The sequence below is a fragment of the Pseudomonas sp. JV245A genome (assembly GCF_032424515.1).
GTDB classification, from domain to species: domain Bacteria; phylum Pseudomonadota; class Gammaproteobacteria; order Pseudomonadales; family Pseudomonadaceae; genus Aquipseudomonas; species Aquipseudomonas protegens.
Window position 1 is genome coordinate 1 of sequence record NZ_VYKE01000094.1, and the last position, 22620, is coordinate 22620.

At 64.7% G+C, this 22620-nt stretch carries 24 protein-coding genes; 15 read left to right on the forward strand and 9 right to left on the reverse strand.

Annotated features, from left to right (window positions below; genetic code table 11):
* Both F6S12_RS21750 and F6S12_RS21755 read left to right on the forward strand, forming a co-directional pair.
* Positions 1-269: TOBE domain-containing protein (locus F6S12_RS21750; protein ID WP_315869324.1), on the forward strand; the 269-nt coding region annotated here is incomplete at its 5' end.
* 109 nt (positions 270-378) lie between these two features.
* Positions 379-591: a FecR/PupR family sigma factor regulator gene (locus tag F6S12_RS21755; RefSeq protein WP_065364077.1), complete on the forward strand. Its 213-nt coding sequence runs from the start codon at positions 379-381 to the stop codon at positions 589-591.
* A 12-nt stretch (positions 592-603) separates the two neighbouring features.
* On the opposite strand, the gene xerC is transcribed toward F6S12_RS21755, so the two are convergent.
* The gene (gene xerC / locus F6S12_RS21760; RefSeq protein ID WP_311166042.1) at positions 604-1545 is read right to left on the reverse strand and encodes a tyrosine recombinase XerC; all 942 of its coding nucleotides are present in this window, start codon (positions 1543-1545) and stop codon (positions 604-606) included.
* A 462-nt stretch (positions 1546-2007) separates the two neighbouring features.
* Here xerC and arnB point away from each other — a divergent pair, with 462 nt between their 5' ends.
* From arnB to F6S12_RS21815, 11 genes are all read left to right on the forward strand, one after another.
* On the forward strand, positions 2008-3147 hold the full coding sequence (arnB, locus tag F6S12_RS21765) for a UDP-4-amino-4-deoxy-L-arabinose aminotransferase (RefSeq protein WP_011061331.1): 1140 nt from the start codon (positions 2008-2010) through the stop codon (positions 3145-3147).
* Between the two features lie 5 nt (positions 3148-3152).
* Positions 3153-4172, forward strand: coding sequence for an undecaprenyl-phosphate 4-deoxy-4-formamido-L-arabinose transferase (arnC, locus tag F6S12_RS21770; protein WP_053158563.1), 1020 nt, complete (start codon positions 3153-3155; stop codon positions 4170-4172).
* On the forward strand, positions 4169-6175 hold the full coding sequence (gene arnA / locus F6S12_RS21775; protein ID WP_011061333.1) for a bifunctional UDP-4-amino-4-deoxy-L-arabinose formyltransferase/UDP-glucuronic acid oxidase ArnA: 2007 nt from the start codon (positions 4169-4171) through the stop codon (positions 6173-6175). The genes arnC and arnA overlap by 4 nt, the downstream gene beginning before the upstream one ends.
* Entirely contained in the window at positions 6175-7059 is an 885-nt protein-coding gene (gene arnD, locus F6S12_RS21780; protein WP_103290183.1) for a 4-deoxy-4-formamido-L-arabinose-phosphoundecaprenol deformylase, read from the forward strand. The genes arnA and arnD overlap by 1 nt, the downstream gene beginning before the upstream one ends.
* Positions 7056-8705, forward strand: a complete 1650-nt coding sequence (gene arnT / locus F6S12_RS21785) for a lipid IV(A) 4-amino-4-deoxy-L-arabinosyltransferase (RefSeq protein WP_315869325.1) — start codon at positions 7056-7058, stop codon at positions 8703-8705. Before arnD ends, arnT begins: the two co-directional genes overlap by 4 nt.
* Positions 8702-9046, forward strand: coding sequence for a 4-amino-4-deoxy-L-arabinose-phosphoundecaprenol flippase subunit ArnE (arnE, locus tag F6S12_RS21790; protein ID WP_011061336.1), 345 nt, complete (start codon positions 8702-8704; stop codon positions 9044-9046). Before arnT ends, arnE begins: the two co-directional genes overlap by 4 nt.
* The gene (arnF, locus tag F6S12_RS21795; protein WP_015635644.1) at positions 9043-9456 is read left to right on the forward strand and encodes a 4-amino-4-deoxy-L-arabinose-phosphoundecaprenol flippase subunit ArnF; all 414 of its coding nucleotides are present in this window, start codon (positions 9043-9045) and stop codon (positions 9454-9456) included. The genes arnE and arnF overlap by 4 nt, the downstream gene beginning before the upstream one ends.
* Positions 9453-10817, forward strand: coding sequence for a UDP-glucose dehydrogenase family protein (locus F6S12_RS21800; RefSeq protein ID WP_011061338.1), 1365 nt, complete (start codon positions 9453-9455; stop codon positions 10815-10817). The genes arnF and F6S12_RS21800 overlap by 4 nt, the downstream gene beginning before the upstream one ends.
* Positions 10818-12443: an ArnT family glycosyltransferase gene (locus F6S12_RS21805; RefSeq protein ID WP_161467112.1), complete on the forward strand. Its 1626-nt coding sequence runs from the start codon at positions 10818-10820 to the stop codon at positions 12441-12443.
* Positions 12444-12484: 41 nt separating this feature from the next.
* Positions 12485-13000 (forward strand): GNAT family N-acetyltransferase, encoded by a 516-nt coding sequence (locus F6S12_RS21810; protein ID WP_315869326.1) that lies wholly within the window; start codon positions 12485-12487, stop codon positions 12998-13000.
* Between the two features lie 289 nt (positions 13001-13289).
* The gene (locus tag F6S12_RS21815; RefSeq protein ID WP_053151700.1) at positions 13290-13994 is read left to right on the forward strand and encodes an HPP family protein; all 705 of its coding nucleotides are present in this window, start codon (positions 13290-13292) and stop codon (positions 13992-13994) included.
* Between the two features lie 91 nt (positions 13995-14085).
* Here the strand turns inward: F6S12_RS21815 and F6S12_RS21820 are convergent, their stop codons facing one another.
* From F6S12_RS21820 to F6S12_RS21855, 8 genes are all read right to left on the reverse strand, one after another.
* On the reverse strand, positions 14086-14949 hold the full coding sequence (locus F6S12_RS21820; protein WP_015635648.1) for a LysR family transcriptional regulator: 864 nt from the start codon (positions 14947-14949) through the stop codon (positions 14086-14088).
* A 59-nt stretch (positions 14950-15008) separates the two neighbouring features.
* Positions 15009-16043, reverse strand: coding sequence for an arginine N-succinyltransferase (gene astA / locus F6S12_RS21825; RefSeq protein ID WP_053151702.1), 1035 nt, complete (start codon positions 16041-16043; stop codon positions 15009-15011).
* Entirely contained in the window at positions 16040-16978 is a 939-nt protein-coding gene (gene ctlX / locus F6S12_RS21830; protein WP_161467114.1) for a citrulline utilization hydrolase CtlX, read from the reverse strand. The genes astA and ctlX overlap by 4 nt, the downstream gene beginning before the upstream one ends.
* A 257-nt stretch (positions 16979-17235) precedes the next feature.
* Positions 17236-17715, reverse strand: coding sequence for an Lrp/AsnC family transcriptional regulator (locus F6S12_RS21835; protein ID WP_011061344.1), 480 nt, complete (start codon positions 17713-17715; stop codon positions 17236-17238).
* Positions 17716-17727: 12 nt separating this feature from the next.
* Positions 17728-18489, reverse strand: a complete 762-nt coding sequence (locus F6S12_RS21840; RefSeq protein WP_161467115.1) for an ABC transporter ATP-binding protein — start codon at positions 18487-18489, stop codon at positions 17728-17730.
* A gap of 64 nt (positions 18490-18553) precedes the next feature.
* Positions 18554-19264: an ABC transporter permease gene (locus tag F6S12_RS21845; RefSeq protein WP_011061346.1), complete on the reverse strand. Its 711-nt coding sequence runs from the start codon at positions 19262-19264 to the stop codon at positions 18554-18556.
* Positions 19261-19986, reverse strand: coding sequence for an ABC transporter permease (locus F6S12_RS21850; RefSeq protein ID WP_011061347.1), 726 nt, complete (start codon positions 19984-19986; stop codon positions 19261-19263). Before F6S12_RS21850 ends, F6S12_RS21845 begins: the two co-directional genes overlap by 4 nt.
* Before the next feature lie 72 nt (positions 19987-20058).
* Positions 20059-20838, reverse strand: coding sequence for a transporter substrate-binding domain-containing protein (locus F6S12_RS21855; RefSeq protein WP_011061348.1), 780 nt, complete (start codon positions 20836-20838; stop codon positions 20059-20061).
* Positions 20839-21298: 460 nt separating this feature from the next.
* Between F6S12_RS21855 and F6S12_RS21860 the strand changes: the two genes are divergently transcribed.
* The gene (locus F6S12_RS21860; RefSeq protein ID WP_161467117.1) at positions 21299-22405 is read left to right on the forward strand and encodes an enoyl-CoA hydratase/isomerase family protein; all 1107 of its coding nucleotides are present in this window, start codon (positions 21299-21301) and stop codon (positions 22403-22405) included.
* A 4-nt stretch (positions 22406-22409) separates the two neighbouring features.
* On the forward strand, positions 22410-22620 hold a 211-nt coding region (locus F6S12_RS21865; RefSeq protein WP_315869327.1), incomplete at its 3' end, for an acyl-CoA dehydrogenase family protein.

Here is a 22620-nt window from a genome sequence, read left to right on the forward strand (position 1 = left end):
AGGGCCCGGCGCGGATCATGCTGCGCCCCGAGCAACTGCAGGTGCTGGCGGACGACGGCGATGGCGCCGGCAGTTGCCCGGGAGTGGTCAGGGACTGCGACTTTGCCGGCAACACCTGCACCCTGAGCATCGGCGTGGCCGGTGCCGGGGGCCATGAACAACTGGTGCCGGTCCGCAGTTCCGGCCTGCATGCGCTACCGGTCGGCAGCCGGGTGCGCATCCGCACCCTGGGGCATGCCCATGTGCTGGGGGCGGCCCCCGGTGCTTGAGTGAAGGATGCTGCCCTTGATCATGGTCACGCGCGGCAATCGCTCCGATACTTCAGCCATGCCGCTGTACAGCGTGGCTACCGGCTCCACCTTGAACAAGGAATGAACCATGACTGATTCTGCCAGCCAAGCAGAGGAATACCTGATGATGCAGGCCGCGCACTGGTGCATACGCCTGCGCGAGGCCGATTGCAGCCTGGCCGAGCGCCGGGCATTCGAGGACTGGCTGCAGAGCGACCCGAGCCATGCCTTCGAGTACGCGAAGATGCTGGAAGCCTGGGACCTCACCGGGCAGTTGTCGCCCACCCTGCCCTCGCTCTGACCCTGCCACGGCCTACAGATCGAAGCGGTCGATGGCCCGGCGCCGCTCGTTGTCATCGCGCAGGTCATAGCTGGCGGTGGTCTGGATGTTGCTGTGGTGAGCCAGTTTCTGCGCCAGCGACAGGTCGTGTTCCTCGATCACCCGGGTGATGAACGAGCGCCGGAAATCATGGGGCATGATCCGCACGCCCACCTGGGCCCCGCGTTGCCGGGCAATGTAGTAGATGGCGTGCTTGGTGATGCGCTCGCGAGTGATGTGCCCGCCCCGGCGGATGCGGTTGAACAGGAACGGGTCGTCTACCAGGCCCGCGGGCAGATGCCGGCGACGCAGCTCCAGCCAGGCCTGCAGCTTGTCGAAAGCCCAGGTGGGTGCGTACTTGATCAACTGACGATTGCCCTTGGCCAGCACCTGCAGGCTGCGCTCGCTGAAATCCACCTGGGCCAGGTCCAGGTTGACCGACTCGGACTTGCGCATGCCCGAGCCATAGAGCAGCGCAATCAGCGCTGCATCGCGCACGCCCTGGGGGCGCGGGTCGGAAGCGCACACGGCCATCAGTTCATGGATCAGGCCGCGCTTGAGGTTGCGTCCGCGGGCCAGGCGCGTGCCGCTGATGGCCTTGACCGAACGCATCTTCAGCAGGTGGTCCTGGCTGATCAGGCTGGCCCGCCACGCCTCGTTCATCACCCCGCGCAGGGCATTGACGTACAGCGATGAGGTATTGGGCGCATAGCCGTCTTCGCGCAAGGTGGCCACCAGGGCCGTGACATGCTCGGGTTGCAGCAGGTGCCAGGGGATTTCTTCCAGGTTCTGTTCGGCGTAGCCCAGGCGGTCGGCGGCGTCCTGTAGCACATAACGCAGGGTCGACTGGCTGGAGGGGGCCAGGCGCTTCAGGTACAGGTTCAAGGGGTTGGGCGCGTCAAGGCCGGCGGCGCGGTCATGGCCCGGCAGGTTCATGGATGCTCCGCTGGGCAAGGTTGTACCGGGTAGCACCTTGGCGAGGTGAAAAAAATACTCCCGGTGGCCCCTTCAATACCCATTGAAAACTGGTTACAAAAGCCGCCAGGCCTGCGCACTTCGATAACTTTGGAAACAAACTGAACACTAGCTGTCTGGCTCGCAGAAAAACGGACTTTTACCTTATTTTTCATATTCGTTTCACAATTTTCGGCTTAATCTCAGCCCCCGACAGACAACCGTCCGAGTGCAGTTTGTTCTCAGGTTGTAAAGATAACACCTTGATCCACCTTTACTTTTCACAAACCTAGTCTTTACTGATTCGCTGCATGGAATGCCCTGTTGGCTCAATAACTGGATGCGCCTTGATGACTGCAAGACCTCCCCGCTTTCCATGAACTGTCCGTTCACCCGCAGCAACCCGTATTCCAGTAATTCGCATTGTGTAAACCCGAGGTAACCATGAACCAGGCTTTCCTTCCTTTCTCGCGCCCGAGTATTGGCGAAGAAGAGATTGCTGCAGTGGAGCAGGTTCTGCGCTCCGGCTGGATCACCACCGGCCCGAAAAACCAGGAACTGGAACAGCAGTTCGCCGAACGCGTCGGCGCCCGCCACGCCGTGGCACTGTCCTCCGCTACCGGCGCCATGCACATCACCCTGCTGGCCCTGGGCATCGGCCCCGGGGATGAAGTGATCACCCCGTCGCAGACCTGGGTCTCCACCGCCAACATGATCTGCCTGCTGGGCGCCACCCCGGTGTTCGTCGATGTCGACCCCGACACCCTGATGAGCGACGCCGCCACCATCGAAGCCGCCATCACCCCGCGGACCAAGGCGATCATCCCGGTGCACTACGCCGGCGCAGCCTTCGACCTCGACCCGCTCTATGCCCTGGCCGACAAGCACGGCATCGCGGTGATCGAAGACGCCGCCCACGCCGCCGGTACCACCTACCGTGGCCGCGCCATCGGCGCCCGGGGCACGGCGATCTTTTCCTTCCACGCGATCAAGAACATGACGTGCGCCGAAGGCGCGATGTTCGTCAGCGATGACGAAGCCCTGGCCAACCGCGTGCGCATGCTCAAGTTCCACGGCCTGGGAGTGGACGCCTACGACCGCCTGACCCATGGCCGCAAGCCACAGGCCCAGGTCATCGAGCCCGGCTTCAAGTACAACCTGGCGGACATGAACGCGGCCATTGCCCTGGTGCAACTGCAACGCCTGGACGAGATCAACGCCAAGCGTGAAGTGCTGGCCAAGGCCTACCTGCAGCGTCTGGAAGGCTTGCCGGTACAGCCCCTGCTCCTGCCCCAGTACCCGCAGCAGCATGCCTGGCACCTGTTCATCCTGCGCATCGACGCCGAACGCTGCGGCCTGGACCGCGAAGCCTTCATGAAAGGCCTGCAGGAACAGAACATCGGCACCGGTATCCACTTCATTGCGACGCACCTGCATACCTATTACCGACAGCGCTTCCCTGAAGTGCAGCTGCCCCATACCGAATGGAATTCGGCGCGGCTATGCTCGATTCCACTGTTTCCGGACATGACCCTCGACGATGTCGAGCGGGTGACCGGTGCCATTGCAAACCTTTTGGACTGAAGCCTTTGAAACCTTATCCGATTCAGTTCGTGTCGATCGTGATCCCGGTCTACAACGAAGAACAGAGCCTCCCCGAGCTGTTGCGGCGCACCGAAGCGGCCTGCCGCCAGCTCAAGCACGAGTTTGAAATCGTCCTGGTGGACGACGGCAGCCGCGACGAGTCGGCGAACATCCTGCAAGCGGCCGCCGAGCGCGAAGGCAGCCCGGTAGTGGCGGTGATCCTCAACCGCAACTACGGCCAGCATGCGGCGATCATGGCCGGCTTCGAGCAGTGCCGTGGCGATGTGGTGATCACCCTCGACGCCGACCTGCAGAACCCGCCGGAGGAAATCCCGCGCCTGGTGGCTCAGGCCGAACTGGGCTACGACGTGGTCGGCACCGTGCGCAACAACCGGCAGGACTCGGCGTTCCGCCGCTGGCCCTCGAAGCTGATCAACCTGGCCGTGCAGCGTTCCACCGGTGTGGCCATGAGCGACTACGGCTGCATGCTGCGGGCCTATCGCCGGACCATCATCGACGCGATGCTGGCCTGCACCGAGCGCAGCACCTTCATCCCGATCCTGGCCAACAGCTTTGCCCGGCACACCACCGAGGTGCTGGTGGAGCACGCCGAGCGCGAGCACGGCGACTCCAAGTACAGCCCGATGCGCCTGATCAACCTGATGTTCGACTTGATCACCTGCATGACCACCACGCCCCTGCGGCTGTTGAGCATCATCGGTTTCGGCATGGCCGGCCTCGGCGCGCTGTTTGCCCTGATGCTGATCGTGCTGCGCCTGATCTTCGGCGCCACCTGGGCCGGCGACGGCACCTTCGTGCTGTTCGCGGTGCTGTTCGTGTTCACCGGTGGCCAGTTCATCGGCATGGGTCTTTTGGGTGAATACCTGGGACGCATGTACAGCGACGTGCGGGCCCGCCCGCGTTTCTTCATCGAAAAAGTCTTGCGCAGCCAGCCTGCGGCCCCGGCCCCTGCTGTGACTGTCGACGGTTTAACTTCCACTCATACTGATCAGGTTTCGCCATGAGCAATAAAGCTGTTGTCTTCGCCTACCACGATATTGGCTGTGCTGGCATCGAAGCCCTGCTCAACGCAGGTTACGAGATCGCCGCCGTGTTCACCCACGCCGATGACCCCAAGGAAAACACCTTCTACGGCTCGGTGGCCCAGCTCTGCGCCCGCAAGGGCATTGCCGTGCATGCCCCGGAAGATGCCAACCACCCGCTGTGGATCGAGCGCATCGCCAAGCTCAACCCCGACTACCTGTTCTCCTTCTATTACCGCAACCTGCTGAGCGAGCCGCTGCTGGCCACTGCCAGCAAGGGCGCGTTCAACCTGCACGGCTCGCTGCTGCCGCGCTACCGTGGCCGCGCACCGGCCAACTGGGTGCTGGTCAAGGGCGAAACCGAAACCGGCGTGACCCTGCACCGCATGGTCAAGCGTGCCGATGCCGGCGCCATCATTGCCCAGGAGCGTGTGGCCATCGAGCGCAGCGACACCGCGCTGAGCCTGCACCACAAACTGCGTGACGCCGCCGCCAGCCTGCTGCGCGACACCCTGCCGGCACTGGCCCAGGGCAAGATCACCGAAACCGCCCAGGACGAGTCCAAGGCCAGCTACTTCGGTCGTCGCACCGCGGCGGACGGCAAGATCGACTGGCAGCGCCCGGCCGAAGAGCTGTTCAACCTGGTGCGCGCCGTGACTCAACCCTACCCGGGCGCCTTCTGCGCCGTGGGCGAGCACAAGCTGATCGTCTGGAGCGCCGAAGTCGCCAAGGGCAACGAAGGCCAGGCCCCGGGCCGGGTCATCAGCGTCGACCCGCTGCGCATCGCCTGTGGCCAGGACTCCCTGGTGATCACCTCCGGCCAGCGCAACGCCAACGGCCTGTTCCTGGGTGGCCCGCAACTGGCCAACGAACTGGGCCTGGTGGACGGTTCCCTGCTGCGCGGCGCCGAATCGGGGCGCAAGCCACGTCGCACCCGCGTACTGATCCTGGGCGTCAACGGCTTTATCGGTAACCACCTGTCCGAGCGCCTGCTGCGTGACGACAAGTACGACGTCTACGGCCTGGACATCGGCTCCGACGCCATCGAGCGCCTGCGCAGCCATCCGAACTTCCACTTCGTCGAAGGCGATATCAGCATTCACTCCGAGTGGATCGAATATCACATCAAGAAGTGCGACGTGGTCCTGCCACTGGTGGCCATCGCCACCCCGATCGAGTACACCCGCAACCCGCTGCGCGTGTTCGAGCTGGACTTCGAAGAGAACCTCAAGCTGGTTCGCTACTGCGTCAAGTACAACAAGCGCGTGATCTTCCCGTCGACTTCGGAAGTCTATGGCATGTGCCAGGACAAGAACTTCGACGAAGACACCTCCAACCTGATCGTCGGCCCGATCAACAAGCAGCGCTGGATCTACTCGGTCTCCAAGCAGCTGCTGGACCGGGTGATCTGGGCCTACGGCGCCAAGGGCCTGAACTTCACCCTGTTCCGTCCCTTCAACTGGATGGGCCCGCGCCTGGACCGCCTGGACTCGGCACGCATCGGCAGCTCCCGGGCCATCACCCAGTTGATCCTCAACCTGGTGGAAGGCACCCCGATCCGTCTGTTCGACGGTGGCGAGCAGAAGCGCTGCTTCACCGACATCGCCGACGGCATCGAAGCCCTGGCACGCATCGTCGACAACGAAAACGACTGCTGCAACGGCCAGATCATCAACATCGGCAACCCGGACAACGAAGCCAGCATCCGTCAGCTGGGCGAAGAGCTGCTGCGCCAGTTCGAAGCTCACCCGCTGCGCGGCAACTTCCCGCCGTTCGCCGGTTTCCGCGATGTGGAGAGCAAGGCGTTCTACGGTGCCGGCTACCAGGACGTGGAACACCGCAAGCCAAGCATCGACAACGCCAAGCGCCTGCTGAACTGGGAGCCGACCGTGGAAATGAGCGAAACCATCGGCAATACCCTGGACTTCTTCCTGCGTGAAGCGATGCTGGAAATCGCCGACCGCGCCAAGCAAGAAGCACGCTGATGCAGGCAGGTCTGCGCATTGATGTCGATACCTACCGCGGCACCCGGGAGGGGGTGCCACGGCTGCTCGAATCGCTGGATGAAGCCGGGGTCAAGGCCACCTTCTTCTTCAGCGTCGGGCCGGACAACATGGGGCGCCACCTGTGGCGCCTGATCCGTCCGCAGTTCCTCTGGAAAATGCTGCGGTCCAATGCCGCGGGCCTGTACGGCTGGGACATCCTCCTGGCCGGCACGGCCTGGCCGGGTAAACCCATTGGCCGGGACCTGGGGCACTTGATGCGCCAGACCCTGGCCGCCGGTCATGAAGTCGGCCTGCACGCCTGGGATCACCACGGCTGGCAGGCCAATACCGGGCGCTGGAGCCAGGCACAGCTGATCGAACAGATCCGCCGTGGCGTCGACAGCCTCAACGATATTCTCGGGCAAGCGGTGAGCTGCTCGGCGTCCGCCGGTTGGCGCGCCGACGAACGCGTCATCGAAGCCAAACAGCAATTCGGCTTTCGCTACAACAGCGACTGCCGCGGCCAGAGCCTGTTCCTGCCACGCCTGGCGGACGGCAGCCTGGGCGCACCACAGATTCCGGTGGACCTGCCGACCTTCGACGAAGTGGTCGGGCCGGTGGTGGCCGCCAAGGATTTCAACAGTTACATCCTCGACCGGTTCAGCCCGGACAAACTCAACGTCTATACCGTGCATGCAGAAGTAGAAGGGATTCTCATGGCCAACGATTTCCGCCAACTGCTGGCCAGCGCCAGGCAGCGCGACATCCACTTCCAACCCCTGGGCGACATGCTCCCGGCGGATCTGGCCGGCCTGCCCGCGGGCAAGGTGGTGCGCGGTGCGCTGGAAGGCCGTGAAGGCTGGCTGGGAGTGCAAGGCGCATGACCAGACGTTGGGCTCTGCCGCTGCTGCTGATCGCGTTCGGCCTGTTCTACCTGCTGCCCCTGGCCACCCACGGCCTGTGGATTCCCGATGAAACCCGCTACGCGCAGATCAGCCAGGAAATGCTCCTGACCGGCAAATGGGCGTCGCCGCACTTCATGGGCATCCGCTATTTTGAGAAACCGGTGGCCGGCTACTGGATGATCGCCATCGGCCAGGCGCTGTTTGGCGACAACCTGTTCGGTGTGCGCGTGGCCTCGGCCCTGAGCACCGGCCTGAGCGTGGTCCTGGCCTACCTGCTGGCCCGGCGCCTGTGGAACGATCCGCGCAAGAGCCTGGCCAGCGCCCTGCTCTACATGAGCTTTACCGTGGTCGCGCTGCAGGCCGGCTACGCCAACCTCGATCCGCAATTCACCTTCTGGGTCAACCTGAGCCTGGTGGCGCTGTGGTTCACCTTCGACTGCCGGACAACCCGCGGCCAGGTGCTGGCCTGGGTGGCGCTGGGCCTGGCCTGCGGCATGGGCTTCATGACCAAGGGCTTTCTGGCCTGGCTGCTGCCGGTGCTGGTGGCCCTGCCCTACGCCATCTGGCAGAAGCGCCTGCGCTCGCTGCTGATCTATGGCGGCATCGGTGTGCTGGTGGCCATTCTCATCAGCCTGCCCTGGGCCCTGGCGGTGCACTCCCAGGAACCGGACTACTGGCGTTTCTTCTTCTGGCACGAGCACATCCGCCGTTTTGCCGGTGATGATGCCCAGCACGCCTCGCCCTGGTGGTACTACCTGCCGTTGCTGGTGGGGTTCAGCGTGCCCTGGGTGCTGCTGCTGCCGGCCGGCCTGAAGCAGGCCTGGCAACAGCGGCGCCAGAACAGCAGCGGCTTCCTGCTGCTGTGGCTGGTGATGCCCCTGGCCTTCTTCAGCCTGAGCAAGGGCAAGCTGCCGGCCTATATCCTGCCGTGCCTGTTGCCCCTGGCGTTGTTGATGGGCAACACCCTGGTGGACCGCCTGGCTGCCGGCAAGACCCGGCTGCTGGCATTCAACGGCGTGCTCAACCTGGTGGCCGGCCTGCTGGGGCTGCTGGCCCTGGTGTACTTCCAGATGAAAAAGCCGGTGTATGTGGACGAGCCGCAGCACCTGGTGCTGGTGTATGTGTTGCTGTTGGGCTGGATCCTCAGCAACCTGCTGCAAGCCATGCGCCCCCTGACCCTATGGGCGGCGCCGGCCCTGGGCAGCTTCCTGCTGGTGGCCCTGGCCCCGGCAGCGCTGCCCAACTCGGTGGTCTACAACAAGATCCCCGACCAGTTCATCATCGATCACGTGGCCGAGCTGGGCCAGGCCAAGGCCCTGCTGAGCAACGACCTGGGAGCTGCCTCCGCCCTGGCCTGGCGCCTGCGTCGCCCTGACGTGACCCTGTACAACACCGAAGGCGAAGTGAAATACGGCCTGGGCTACGAAGACACTGCCGCGCGCAAGGTCGACCTCAATCAGGTCCAGCCGTGGATCGCCGAGGCCCGCAAGCAGGGCTCGATCGGCGTGGTGATGCGGGTCAAGAGCAGCGACGAGGAACATGAAGTCGAGCTGCTTCCCAAGGATGCCAAGCGCTACGAGCAAGGCAATATCGTGATCTTCATCATTCCCCAGGGCCAGCCATGAGCCTGCTGCTTTTGTTGCTGGCCTGCGGGCTGACCTGCCTGGGCCAGGTGGCGCAGAAGTTCGCCGTGGAAAGCTGGCGCGGCCAGCCTTCCAGCGCCCTGCAGAAACTGCGCTCGGGCTGGCTGTGGCTGGCTCTGTTCAGCCTCGGCCTGGGCCTGCTGGTGTGGCTCCTGGTGCTGCAACGCATGGAGGTGGGCGTGGCCTACCCGATGCTCAGCCTGAACTTCGTCTTCATTACCCTGATTGCCCACTTCGTGTTCCGTGAGCACATCGACCGGCGCCACTGGTTCGGCGTGGCCCTGGTGATCGGCGGCGTGCTGCTGTTGAGTCGCCACGCATGAGCCGGGCCAAGGGGTTTGCCTTCGCCCTGGGCAGCGTGGCCCTGGTCAGCGGCGCCCAGCTGGGCATGCGCTGGAGCATGACCCGCCTGCCCGCTCCGGATCAGTGGTTGCCGGCGTTGAGTGCCGGCAGCGTCGACCTGGCCGCTCTGGCGGTGGTGGCCGCGGCCATCGCCGCCTATGCGCTGTCGATGCTCTGCTGGCTGCTGGCCTTGCGCGACCTGCCGTTGGGCCGGGCCTATTCGCTGCTCAGCATCAGCTACGCCCTGGTCTACCTGCTGGCCGCCAGCCTGCCGCTGTTCAACGAACCTTTCACGCTTTCCAAAACCCTCGGGGTGGCCCTGGTCATCCTCGGGGTCATCACCATCAACTCTCGATCTGCACCCGCGACAAGTCCCAGGAATACCCCATGAAAATCAGTGTATTTGGAAGTGGTTACGTCGGCCTCGTACAGGCTGCCGTGTTGGCTGAAGTCGGCCACGATGTCATCTGCATGGACATCGACGAGCAAAAGGTCAAACAGCTGCAACAGGGACACGTGAGCATCTTCGAGCCGGGGCTGGCCAGCCTGGTCAAGGAAAACCTCGAAGCCAAGCGCCTGCACTTCACCCACGATGAAAAACTCGCGGTGCAGCATGGCCAGGTGCTGTTCATCGCCGTGGGCACGCCTTCCAGCGAAGACGGTTCGGCGGACCTGCGCTACGTGCTGTCAGTGGGCGACGCGGTGGCCCGCCACCGTGAGCAGCCGGTAATCCTGGTGGAAAAATCCACCGTACCGGTGGGCACGGGCGACACCTTGAAGGCCCACATCGAGAAGGTCCTGGATGGCCGTGCGCTGCAATTCGATATCGTCTCCAACCCGGAATTCCTCAAGGAAGGCTCGGCGGTTACCGACTGCCGCCGGCCGGACCGGATCATCATCGGCTGCGAGCGCGAAGAAGTGCGCGATGTGATGCGCGACCTGTACGCACCGTTCAACCGCAACCATGACCGCATCATGTTCATGGACCTGCGCAGCGCCGAGCTGACCAAGTACGCCGCCAACTGCATGCTGGCGACCAAGATCAGCTTCATCAACCAGATCGCCGAACTGGCCGAGCACCTGGGGGCCGACATCGAAGCGGTGCGCCTGGGCATCGGCGCCGACACCCGCATTGGCTACCACTTCATCTACCCGGGCTGCGGCTACGGCGGCTCGTGCTTCCCCAAGGACATGCGTGCGCTGATCCACAGTGCCCAGCAAGCCCACTGCTCCAGCGACCTGTTGCAAGCTGTGGAAGCCATCAACGAGCGGCAGAAGCACAAGTTGTTCGAACGCATCAAGGCGTTCTACAAGGGCGACCTCAAAGGCAAGACCTTTGCCCTGTGGGGCCTGGCATTCAAGCCCAACACCGACGACATGCGCGACGCCCCGAGCCGGGTGCTGCTCGATGCGCTGTTCGCCGCCGGTGCCCAGGTGCGGGCCTTCGACCCGGAAGCCATGCAGGAAACCCAGCGCCTGTACCCGGACGAGTCGCGCCTGATGCTCATGGGCACCCCGGAATCGGTACTGGTGGGCGCCGACGCCCTGGTCATCTGCACCGAGTGGCAGCAGTTCAAGGCACCGGATTTCGACCTGATCCAGCAGCGTCTCAAGGCGCCGGTGATCTTCGACGGGCGCAACCTGTACGACGCCGAACGCCTGGCGCGCAACGGCTTCACCTACTTCCCGATTGGCCGCGGTGAATCGCGCAACCTGCCGATCCCCCACCAGCAGTGGTCTGCTGAGGCCTGAATGAACACCAGTCACTCCTCCCCTTCGAACACTCTTCTTTGGCAATCGTTGGGGCTGGGGTTGCTGGCCCTGCTGCTGTTCTGCGTCGGCGCCGACCACCAGTCGGCGATCGGCTTCGATTCGCGCTTCGTGCTGTTTGCCAAGGAAATGCTGCGCCACGGGCCGGGGTTCTTCCCCACCACCTACGGCCAGCCCTACGCCGACTACTCCAGCGCCTCGACCCTGCTGGTCTGGCTGTTCTCCCTGCCAGGGGGGCAAGTCACCAGCCTCACCGCCTGGTTGCCCACGGCCATCGCCTCGGCCTTGATCGTCAGCCTGATCTATCGCCTGTTGGCGCCCTATTCCCGCACCTGGGCCCTGCTTAGCGTTGCCCTGCTGTTGCTCAGCAACACCTTTATCAGTGAAACCCGCGCCGTGTCCCTGGACCAGATGCTGGCTGCGGTGTCCCTGGCCGTGTTCTACCTGGGCTACGCCCATGACCATTTCGGTACCCACCGGCGCCTGGGCTGGATCTTCCTCCTGCTGGTGCTGGGCTTTGCCATTCGCGGGCCCATCGGCCTGGTGATTCCCACCGGCATGCTGTGCAGCTACTACCTGCTCAATGGCCAGTGGCGGCGGCTGTTCAGCGTCGGTTTCAGCGCCCTGGCGCTGCTGGTGGCCTGCGTCGGCCTGCTGCTGTGGCTGGCCAAGCTCAGTGGCGGCCAGGCCTTCGTCGACGATGTCATCCGCATGCAGTTCATGGGGCGCATGGACGGCAGCGAAGGCTCCAGCGATGTCTTCTATTACTTCACCAGTTCCCTGGGCAACTACGCCCTGGCCTACCCCCTGGCGATCCTGGCGTGGCTGGCCGTGCTGCTGACCCGCGCCACGGAACAGGGCCCGGGCCTGAAACTGTTGCGCCTGTGCACCGCGGCCGGGTTGATCGTGATGATCGGCCTGTCGATTCCCCAGGCGAAAAAGGCTCGCTACCTGCTGCCGATGCTGCCCATGGCGGCGATCATTGCCGCCTATCCGTTCCAGGCCGGCCGCGGACGGCTGCTGGCCTGGCTGCGCGGGGCGATCCAGGGCCTGTGGCTGCTGCTGCCGGGGTTGCTGATCATCGGCTTGCTGGTGCTACGGCGCAAATTCCCCGAGCAGCTCGACTCGTTGACGCCGATGCTGCTGGTGCTCGGCCTATTGCAGCTGTTGTCCCTGGGGCTGCTGTTCAAGCGCCAGTGGCGCGCCGTGGGCCTGGCCTACAGCGCAGTGCTGGCAGTCTGGGCCTGCTACATCGGAGTCTTCGAACCGGTGGAGCACCGTCTCTATGACACGCGCACCTTCAGCCACAGCGCCATGCAACTGATCGAGGCCGACCCGGCACCGGTGGTCCTGCACCGCATGGGCAAGGACGCCAAGGCCATCAAGTTCATGGTCAACCTGGACCGGGATCTGCAACCGCAGTTCACCGCAAGCCCAGACGCCCTGGCTCAGGTACCCGGCCCGGCCTGGGTCATCCTCGATCAGAGCGACCTGGCCAGCCTGCAGAATACGCCGCTGGCCGACCTGAAGCCGGTGTTGAGCGGGCGTTTCGACAAGAACGACTTCGTCCTCCTGCTCCTGACCGGGCCAACCGCCGCGCAACCCTGAAAGCGTTGCACGGCCCCTGCCCGCTGCCTACACTCGCGCCCATGACTATTGAGATCCGCCGGGCGCGGGTGACCGACGCCGACTTTCTTCCCGCCATTGAAACCTGCGCTGCCGAACTGTTTCGCTCCGATGCGCAACTGGCCTGGCTGGCAGACGCCGCAGTGGCCGACGCACCGAGCCACCGCGCCAATATCCAGCGCCACCCGGTCTGGGTGGCGGTGACGGCGGATGACATCCCTTGCGCCTTTCTCAACGCCGAAGCCTGCGACCGGGAACTGCATGTGTGGGAGATTTCCGTCGCCCGCGGCCACCAGGGCCAGGGCATCGGCAAGCGCCTGTTGCAGGCGGCGCGGCAATACGCTCTGGAGCAGCAGCTTGAAGCCCTGACCCTGAGCACCTTTCGCGAACTGCCCTGGAACGAACCCTTCTACCAGCGCCAGGGCTTTGTCACCCTCGAACAGGCGCAATTGGGCCCACGGCTGTGCCAGGTGCAGGCCGATGAAGCCCGGTACGGCCTGCCCGCGGCGCGCCGCTGCGCCATGCGCCTTACGCTGTAGAAACCGGTGAGAAATTGGCTGCCTTCGCTGGCTTCCCAGCGAAGGCGTCCGCCAGGGCTACACCACACTCAAGGGCCTCTTCGCCGGCAAGCCGGCTCCTACAGGGGCCGTCGTATTTAAGTGCAAAATAAATGCACTGAAGCAGCATTATTATGAATTTGTCAGGCGCAAGATTCCTCGGCACACTGTGCCGGTTCCTCCCCCAAATGTTGGAACGTTCAAGGGCTTTCTGGTCATCCAGGCAAGCCCTTCTTTTTGCCTGTCGTTCTGGATTGGAAAGCGTTTACCGATGTTCGCCCGCTGGAAACCCGCCGCCATCAATACCCGCCCACTGGAATGGAGCCGCGCCGCCATCGGCATGGCCCTGGGCACCCTGTTCAGTGTCTGGCTCTGTGCCCAGGTCTTCGGCATGCCGGTGGCCCTGCACCTGATCGGCCCTCTGGGCGCGTCGGCGGTGCTGCTGTTCGCGGTGTCTTCAGGCGCCCTGGCCCAGCCCTGGTCGATTCTTGGCGGCTACCTCTGTGCCGCCGTCATGGCCTTGGCGGTGGCCCATGTACTGGGCCGTACCTTGGGCAGTGCCTGCCTGGCGGCGGGCATGGCCCTGGTGCTGATGTGCTGGTTGCGCTGCCTGCACCCGCCGGCCGGCGCCCTGGCCCTGACCCTGGTACTGGCGGACCCGGCCAGCGTGGCCCTGGACTGGTACGAGCTGGGGCCGGTGATGCTGGCCGCCGCCAGCCTGTTGCTCAGCGCCCTGGCCTACAACAACCTGACGCGCACCCGTTACCCCAAGGGCCCCAGCGAAGCTCCGGCGCTCCTGCCAGCAACCGCTGCCGGCGACAGCCTGGCGATCACGGCCCAGGACCTGAAACTGGCCCTGGCGGAGATGGAGGAGTTCTTCGACGTCACCCCCGAAGACCTCGAACAGCTGATTCATGCCAGCGAGGCCCACGCCCGGCGCCGCAGCATCGGCCAGGTGCTCGCCTCACGCCGCTGACAGCCAGCGCCAGGAGCCGGCTTGCCCGCCAAGGCGCCCTCAAGGACAACCCATCACTCAAGGGCCTCCTCGCCTGCCAGGTTGCCGGGTTTCAGACCATCGGCGACCAGCGCTGGGACCAGTCGGTGTCGCTTTCTATCACTTCCCGCAGTACCGCGAACGCCTGTTGCAGCTCTGGGGTATCGCGCTCGCGGGCGTACAGCAGGTAGGTGGGGAAGTTGAACTCCGGGGCTTTTTCCACCCGCTCCAGCACACCGCTGTCCAGGTAGCTCTGCACCACGCGTGTGCGGAAATAGCCGCTGCCACCGGCATCGAGGATGAATTGCAGGGCCAGCGGCCCGAGGTTGAAGCCCACTGCCGCCTTGGCCTGCGCAGGTAGCGCGGCGTCGTGCTGGCGGCGAAAGTCCTCGCCCCAATCGATGTACACATAGGGCTCGGGGCGCCCGGCCAAGCGCACCTGGATCAGTTTTTCCTCCAGTAACTGCTCCACCTGCAAGCCCGGCGAGTACAGCGGCTGGAACACCAGCGCGGCGTCCAGCACGCCCAGTTCCAGTTGCCGCTGCAAGCTGGCGCCTTCGCCGATCTGAGTGCGCACGGCGTGGTTGGGCAACGCCTGGCGCAGGCGCCGCACCCAGTTGAGCATCAGCGGGTTGCACAGGCTCAGCTCGCCGCCGATGTGCAGCACATTGCGGTAGCCGGCCAGCAGCGGCAGGTCGCGCTGGGCTGCCTCCCAGGTCTGCACCAGTTGGTTGGCGTAGCTGATGAAGGCCTCGCCGTCGGCGGTGGGCCGGGCGCCGGCGCGGTTGCGCACCAGCAGCTTGCAGTTGAGCTGGCCTTCCAGGTTCTGCACCCTGGCGCTGATGGCGGTCTGGGTCAGGTGCAGGCGCTCGGCAGCAGCGATCAGGCTGCCGCTGCGGACGATTTCCAGGAAGGTGCGGGCCAGATCGATGTCCATGGTGCCTCGCCGGCAGAAAATTCGAGCGCCATTGTAGCGGCGCTCGCGCCACGACGCTTCTAGGCTGCGGACATTTGCCGCGCCGGCACCGCCAGGCTCACCGCCCGCACCGATGCCCCGGCCGGCAACTCCAGGGCCCGGGCGCTGTCACGGCTGACAATCAGGGTGCCGGCGGCGACCCGCGCCGCCGCCACGCTGATCCGGCAGTCGGCGAACTGACGGTTGTGGACCAGGTAGGGCTGGGCCTGCTCCCCCGGGGTGCCGATGCTCAGTTGCAGCACCTGGCTGTCGCGCACTGCGCGGATGTCGCCGGTGGCGCATTCGATCAGGGGCCCGCCGTCGAAGATGTCGATGTAGTCCTTGAAGGCAAAACCTTCGGCCTTGAGCATGCCCAGGGCCGGTTCGGTATTGGGGTGCACCCGGCCGATCACTGCCCGTGCCGGCTCCGGCAGCAGGCAGGTGGGCAAGGGAAACTTGGGCATCAGCTCGGCGATGAAGGTCTTGTTGCCAAGGCCGGTGAGGTAGTCGGCGTCGGCGAAATCCATCTTGAAAAAGTGCCGGCCCAGGCCTTCCCAGAACGGCGACACACCCTGCTCGTCGGAATAGCCACGCATCTCGGCGATCACCTTGTCGCCGAAAAGCTCGCGGAACTCGGCCAGGAACAGGAAGCGCGCCTTGGACAGCAGGCGCCCGTTGAGCCCCTGGCGGTGGTCGGCATGCAGGAACAGCGAGCACAGTTCCGAATGGCCGGTCATGTCGTTGCCCAGGAACAGGGTCGGCAGTTGCTGGTTGATCCCCAGGTTTTTCGAGGCCGCGACAAACAGCCCGACCCGATAGTTGTACCAGGGCTCGCGCAGGCCCACGGCGCCGGCCAGGGCGCAGATGCCGACCACCTCGCCCTGCGCGCTTTGCAGCACGAACAGGTAGTCGGCATCGGCCCGCGAGGCCTGGCCGGCGAAGGTCTGCTCGGCCCATTGCAGGCGTGACCGCAGGCGCCCGGCGTCGGCGGGCAAGGTGGTCAGGCCGGCACCGGCACTGTGGGCCAGGGCCAGCAGCGCCGGCAAATCGGCCAGGGTGGCGGGACGGACGATCATCGCGAGAGCTCCAGCTGAGGTTGACGTTCGGGCAGGTAGATTTCCGCCAGCATGCAGCGGGCGCTGCCGCCGCCGATGCGTTCAATGGTGTCGATGTTCACCGGCACCGGCTGCACATGGCGCTCGATCAGCCCGCGCTGCTCGGCATCCAGGGAGCGCCAGGCACTGCGGGACATCACCAGCAGCGGCTCGCCGGCACTGTTGTGGACTTCCAGCATATTGCCGGCGAAGGATTCCAACTGGGCCCAGGTCAAGGGCAGCAGCTGTTTGCCGCTGCTTTCCAGGCGCTGGCGCAGGGCCGCCCGCTCCTGTGCATCGTCCAGGGCCAGCAGGCAGGCCACCGCCAGCTGGCTGCCGACGCTCATCATCACGTTGGTGTGATAGATCGGCTCACCCTGGCGGTCCCGGGCATGAAAGGCACACAGCTCGTAACCCAGGTGCGCCACCAGCTGGTCCAGGGCCCGGGCGTGGGTGCGGGTCGAGTAGCCGGCGTAGCAGATGCGCTGCTGGCGATCCAGGACCATGCTGCCGGTGCCTTCGAGAAACAGTTCCTCCTGCTCCAGGGAGGTGAGATCCAGGGTGCGGTTCACCTGGTACTGCTCGTGCAGGTGCGCCAGTACCCCCTTGTAGCGCTCCAGGCGGCGGTTGCGGCCCTGCATCGGGTACAGCACCAGGGTGCCGTCGGGGTGGCTGCTCCAGCAGTTGTTGGGAAAGATCGAATCCGGGGTATGGGGTGCGGCGCCGTCTTCATGGACCAGCACCCGGACCCCATGCTCGCGCAGCGTCGCGACGTAGCCGTCGAACTCCTGCAGAGCCTTGGCCTGCACGTCTTCGGCGGCACCGGGCGGGCGCTGGAAATGGTTGTTGCCGGCAGTGTCCTGGTTGAACGAAAAACGCGTGGGGCGAATCATCAAAACGCTATGGGTAGTCTGCATGGGGCACGCAATCAATGAGGTTTCAGAGGGGCCCATTGTGTTTTTTTGTCGGGACAAAACCCGGCTGAACGGCGGGCCTGCACGGCAGGAAATGGCTGAAAGCACGGGTTGCCCCAGCCGATTTCGCACCTCCTGAAAACATCGATATGCGACCTGCAGGAGCAGGCTTGCCAGCGAAGGCGATCTTGCGAGCGGTGCAAGGCTTGCGGGCCTGTTCGCCGGCAAGCCGGCTCCTGCGGCGGGGGGCGTACAGGGGGTTATTCCATGCCGGTCTTGACCATCGCCAGCTCAGGGTGGCTGACCAGTTTGTCGATGTGCAGATCCGGGTCGTCGAACCAGACTTCGGTCAGCACCCGGTAGTGCTCCATGTCCCGGCAGCGCATGCGCAGGCTGTAGTCGAAGGCGCCGCTGATCAGCCGGCATTCCAGCACCTGGGGGCAGGCCCGGACCTTGGCCTCGAAGGCTTTCTGCGCCGCCCGCCCGCTCTGGTTGGACAAGGCCACCAGCACCAGCAGCGACAGCCCCGGGGTGAGTTTCTTTTCGTCGAGGATGGCCCCGTAGCCACGGATGACCCCGAGCTGCTCCAGCTTGCGCACCCGTTCCAGGCACGGCCTGGGGGTCAGGTGCACGCGCTCGGAGAGTTTCTGGTAGGTGATGCGCCCTTCGTGGCGCAGAACCTCGATGATCGCCTGGTCGATTCGATCAAGCACGATCGACAGGTCGCGGATGTCCGCCATGGATGTCTTCCCTCACTTCAAACGGCCGGATAGAAACTGCTGCAAACGTTCACTCTGCGGCTGGTCGAGAATCGCCGGGCTACCCTGCTCCTCGACCCGCCCTTGATGCAAGAACAACACCTGGCTCGACACTTGTCGGGCAAAGCTCATTTCATGGGTGACCATGAGCATGGTCCGCCCCTCTTCGGCCAGGGCCTGGATCACCTTCAGCACCTCCCCCACCAGTTCCGGGTCCAGCGCCGAGGTCGGCTCGTCGAACAGCAGGATCTGCGGCTCCACCGCCAGGGCCCGGGCGATCGCCACCCGCTGTTGCTGGCCACCGGACAGGAACGCCGGGTACTGCTCGGCCACCCGTTGCGCCAAGCCCACCTTGTCCAGGTAGGCCCGGGCACTGGCTTCGGCCTCCTTGCGGCCAATGCCCAGCACCCGGCACGGCGCCAGCATGATGTTCTCCAGCACGCTGAGGTGGCTCCACAGGTTGAAGTGCTGGAACACCATGGCCAGGCGCGTGCGCAGGCGCTGCAACTGGGCCGGGCTGGCCACCTGCATGCCGCCTGGGGCATCGCGGGTGACAATCGCCTCGCCGTCCAGGGCAATGGCCCCGGCATCGGCCCGCTCCAGGAAGTTGATGCAGCGCAGCATGGTGCTCTTGCCCGAGCCACTGGCGCCGATCATGCTCACCACGTCTCCGGCCCGGGCCTTCAACGAGACGCCCTTGAGCACCTCGTTGTCACCAAAACGCTTGTAGAGATTTTCAACGGCCAATTTGTACATCGCAGACTCCTGGAACCCCGCCGCTGGCAGCAAGGTTCTGGATAGGAAAAAGAGGAAAGGAGCGTCAGTGAGCCGGGCCGAGGAAGCTCAGCCAGCGCCGCTCCGCCAGGCGGAAGGCCGCCACCAGGCCGAAGGACAGCCCCAGGTACAACAGGCCGGCGATGCCGAAGGCCTGGAAGGTCATGAAGGTGGCGGCATTGGCGTCCCGGGCCACCTTGAGGATGTCCGGGATGGTGGCGGTGAAGGCCACCGAGGTGGCGTGCAGCATGAGGATCACCTCGTTGCTGTAGTACGGCAGCGCCCGGCGCAGGGCCGAAGGCAGGATCAGCCGCCAGTACAGGCGCCAGCCGCTCAGGCCATAGGCGTGGGCTGCCTCGATCTCGCCATAGGGAATGCTGCGGATGGCCCCGGCGAAGATCTCCACGGTGTAGGCGCAGGTGTTCAGGGTGAAGGCCAGCAAGGTGCAGTTCATGGCATCGCGGAAGAAGGCTTCGAGCAACGGCTGCTGGCGTATCGCGGCGATGCCGTACAGGCCGCTGTAGCAGATCAGCAGCTGGATGTACAAAGGCGTGCCGCGAAACACATAGGTGAACAACTGCACCGGCCAGCGCAGCAGCGCCCAGTGCGAGGTGCGCAGAATGGCCAGGGGCAGCGACAGGACAAAACCCATGGCCAGGCTGGCCACCAGCAGCCACAGGGTCATGGCCAGCCCGGTAAGGCTCTCGCCGTCAGTGAACAGAAACGGCCGCCAGTATTCCTGGATCAGTTCGATCATCGCGACAGCCCTCGCACGCCCTGGTTGTAGTGCCGTTCCAGGCGCCGCAGCAGCTGGTTCGAAGCGCTGGTGATCAGCAGGTACAGGGCCGCCGCCAGGAGCAGGAAATCCAGCATGTTGAAGGTGCTCTTGCCAGCTTCCTGGGCCACCTTGACCAGGTCGGTGAGGCCGATGATCGACACCAGCGCCGTAGCCTTGAGCAGCACCAGCCAGTTATTGCCCAGGCTCGGCAAGGCGAAGCGCATCATCTGCGGGAACACCACGTGGCGAAAGCGCTGCATGCGGCTCAGGCCGAAGGCCGCCGCGGCTTCCTGCTGGCCCCGGGGCACGCTGAGGATTGCCCCGCGAAAGGTCTCGGTGAAATAGGCGCCGTAGATGAAGCCCAGGGTCACGATCCCGGCCACGAAGGGGTCGATCTCCATATAGGGCCAGTCCAGCAGTTCGGTCAGGGCCGTGAGCCAGCCCTGCAGGCTGTAGAAGATCAGCAGCATCAGCACCAGGTCCGGTACGCCGCGGATCAAGGTGGTGTAGCAGGTCGCCGGGATCTGCAGCAGGCGCAGCGGCGAAAGCTTGGCCGCCGCCCCCAGCAACCCCAGGAGCATGCTCACCAGCAGCGCCAGGGCGGAGAGTTTCAGGGTCATCCAGGCGCCGTGCAGCAACAGCGGCCCATAGCCTTGCAGGACCTCGAGGTCCAGGCCCAACAGAGTCAGAAAGGTATTCACGCCAATCACCTTGCTCGGGCCACGGCCGGGCCCGGGATACTGGGTATCAGTCCCGGGGCCCGCCGTGGGCGATCAGTTGTTGTAGAGGTCGAGGTCGCCGAAGTACTTGCGCTGGATCTGGGCGTAGATGCCCTTCTCATGCAGCGCCTGGATGGCGCCATTGAGCATGGCCTTGAGCTCGTCCTGGTCCTTGCGCAGGCCAATGGCGATCTCCGACGGCACCAGAGGGTCGCTGATGCCGACGCTGTTCTCGAAGTCGGCGCCCTGGGGCGATGCGAGGAAACTCATCTGCGCTTGCAGCTTGTCCTGGATCGAGGCGTCCAGCCGGCCGTAGACCAGGTCGGCATAGACCTGGTCCTGGTTCTGGTAGGCCCGCAGCTTGACCCCCGCCGGGCCCAGCTTGGCCCTGGCGTAGGTTTCCTGGACGGTGCCCTGCATGTAGCCCAGGGTCTTGCCCTTCAGCGATTCACCGGTGGGTTCAAGGCCCGAGCCCTTGCGCGTGACGATGGCCGTGGGGCCGGCGTACAGCCGGTCGCTGAAGTCGATCTGCTTGCGCCGCGCATCGGTAACGGTCATGGAGGACTCGATGGCGTCGAACTTGCCGGCCTTGAGTGCCGGGATCAGGCCGTCGAAGTCGTTGCTGACCCACACGCACTTGAGCTTGAGCTCGGCGCAGATGGCGTTGCCCAGGTCGACACCGAAGCCCTGCACGCCGCCGCCTGCCGTGGTGGATTCAAAGGGCGGATAGCTCGGGTTGACGCCAAAGCGCAGTTCTTTCCATTCCTTGGCGCTGGCGCCCATGGAAACGCACGCAATTGCCAGTAACGGCACAGCCAGCCAGTGTTTAGTCATCTTCAGAGTCCCGGATTATTTGGATTTATAGCGGCCCGGCAGCAATGCCAGGCCCCACTTGTGACAGGGGCAGAGAGTGGATGCGGGGTCGCCGCAGTCGGGTTCTTGTTGTTATTGGCCGGGTTTGGCGCGCAGAGCCGAACCCGTTCCTGGTTGCCGCGGTCTACGCTGCAACGGAGCGCCAGAATGCCAACTGCCGAAGTGGCCCAGGTGTCGTAAGGGGCGCCTGAAACAGCCGGGATCGGCTGATCACGGCTATTTCACAGCCGATTCTGTCGTCAAGGCTCTACACCTTGGTCCAGAGCGGTTGCGCAAGGCCAGGGCGTGTTTTTTTGTCATGCAAAAATGCACAGTCGACCTGCAGCTTTCCGGGTTGTAATTGGCAAATTTGCACTGCTACGATCCGCCGATGCTCGCGCGCGAGCCTCATATAAAAAACAATAAAAGCAGGGAGTTAGTGATGACTGCTCAGGTTTCATCCCAGGCGAGCCGGGCCTGCGACGCCACCCCGGACGAAGTGTTGGTCGAGGTGCGCAACCACATCGGCTACCTGACCCTAAACCGCCCCGCCGGCCTCAACGCCATCACCCTGTCGATGGTCCGCACCTTGCAGCAGCACCTGGACCACTGGGCCCAGGATCCGTTGATCCACGCCGTCGTCCTGCGTGGCGCGGGGGACAAGGCTTTCTGCGCCGGCGGCGATATCCGCTCGCTGTACGACAGCTACCACAGCGGCGACAGCCTGCACCAAGACTTCTTCGTCGAGGAATATGCCCTTGACCTGACCATCCACCACTACCGCAAGCCGGTGCTGGCGCTGATGGACGGTTTTGTCCTGGGTGGCGGCATGGGCCTGGTGCAAGGCGCCGACCTGCGGGTAGTCACCGAGCGCAGCCGCCTGGCGATGCCGGAGGTGGCCATCGGTTACTTCCCGGATGTTGGCGGCAGTTACTTCCTGTCGCGCATACCCGGGGAGCTGGGGATCTATCTCGGAGTCAGCGGCGTGCAGATCCGCGCCGCCGATGCCCTGTACTGCGGCCTGGCCGATTGGCACCTGGACAGCAGCAAGCTGGACCTGCTGAACCAGCGCCTGGACCGCCTGCACTGGAGCGACTCGCCCCTCAAGGACCTGCAAGGCCTGCTGGCCAGGCTCGCGGTGCAGACCCTGCCCGATGCGCCCCTGCAAGCCTTGCGCCCGGTCATCGATCACTTCTTCGCCCAGGCGGACGTACCCAGCATCGTCGAGCAACTGCGTACCGTCACCATTGCCGACAGCCATGAATGGGCGCGCAGCACCGCCGACCTGCTGGAAACCCGCTCTCCCCTGGCCATGGCCGTGACCCTGGAAATGCTGCGCCACGGCCGCCAGTTGAGCCTGGAACAATGCTTCGCCCTGGAACTGCACCTGGACCGGCAGTGGTTCGAGCGTGGCGACCTGATGGAAGGCGTACGCGCCCTGATCATCGACAAAGACAAGACTCCGCACTGGAATCCGCCCACCCTGGCGGCCCTCGACGCCGATCGGGTGGCGAGCTTCTTCAGCGGTTTTGACGGCAGCGGGAGCTGAACTCATGCACGACATTGAACTGACCGAAGAGCAAGTGATGATCCGCGACATGGCCCGGGACTTCGCCCGAGGCGAGATCGCCCCCCATGCCCAGGCCTGGGAAAAGGCCGGCTGGATCGACGATGGCCTGGTGCGCAAGATGGGCGAACTGGGCCTGCTGGGCATGGTGGTTCCCGAGGAATGGGGCGGCAGCTACCTGGACTACGTGGCCTATG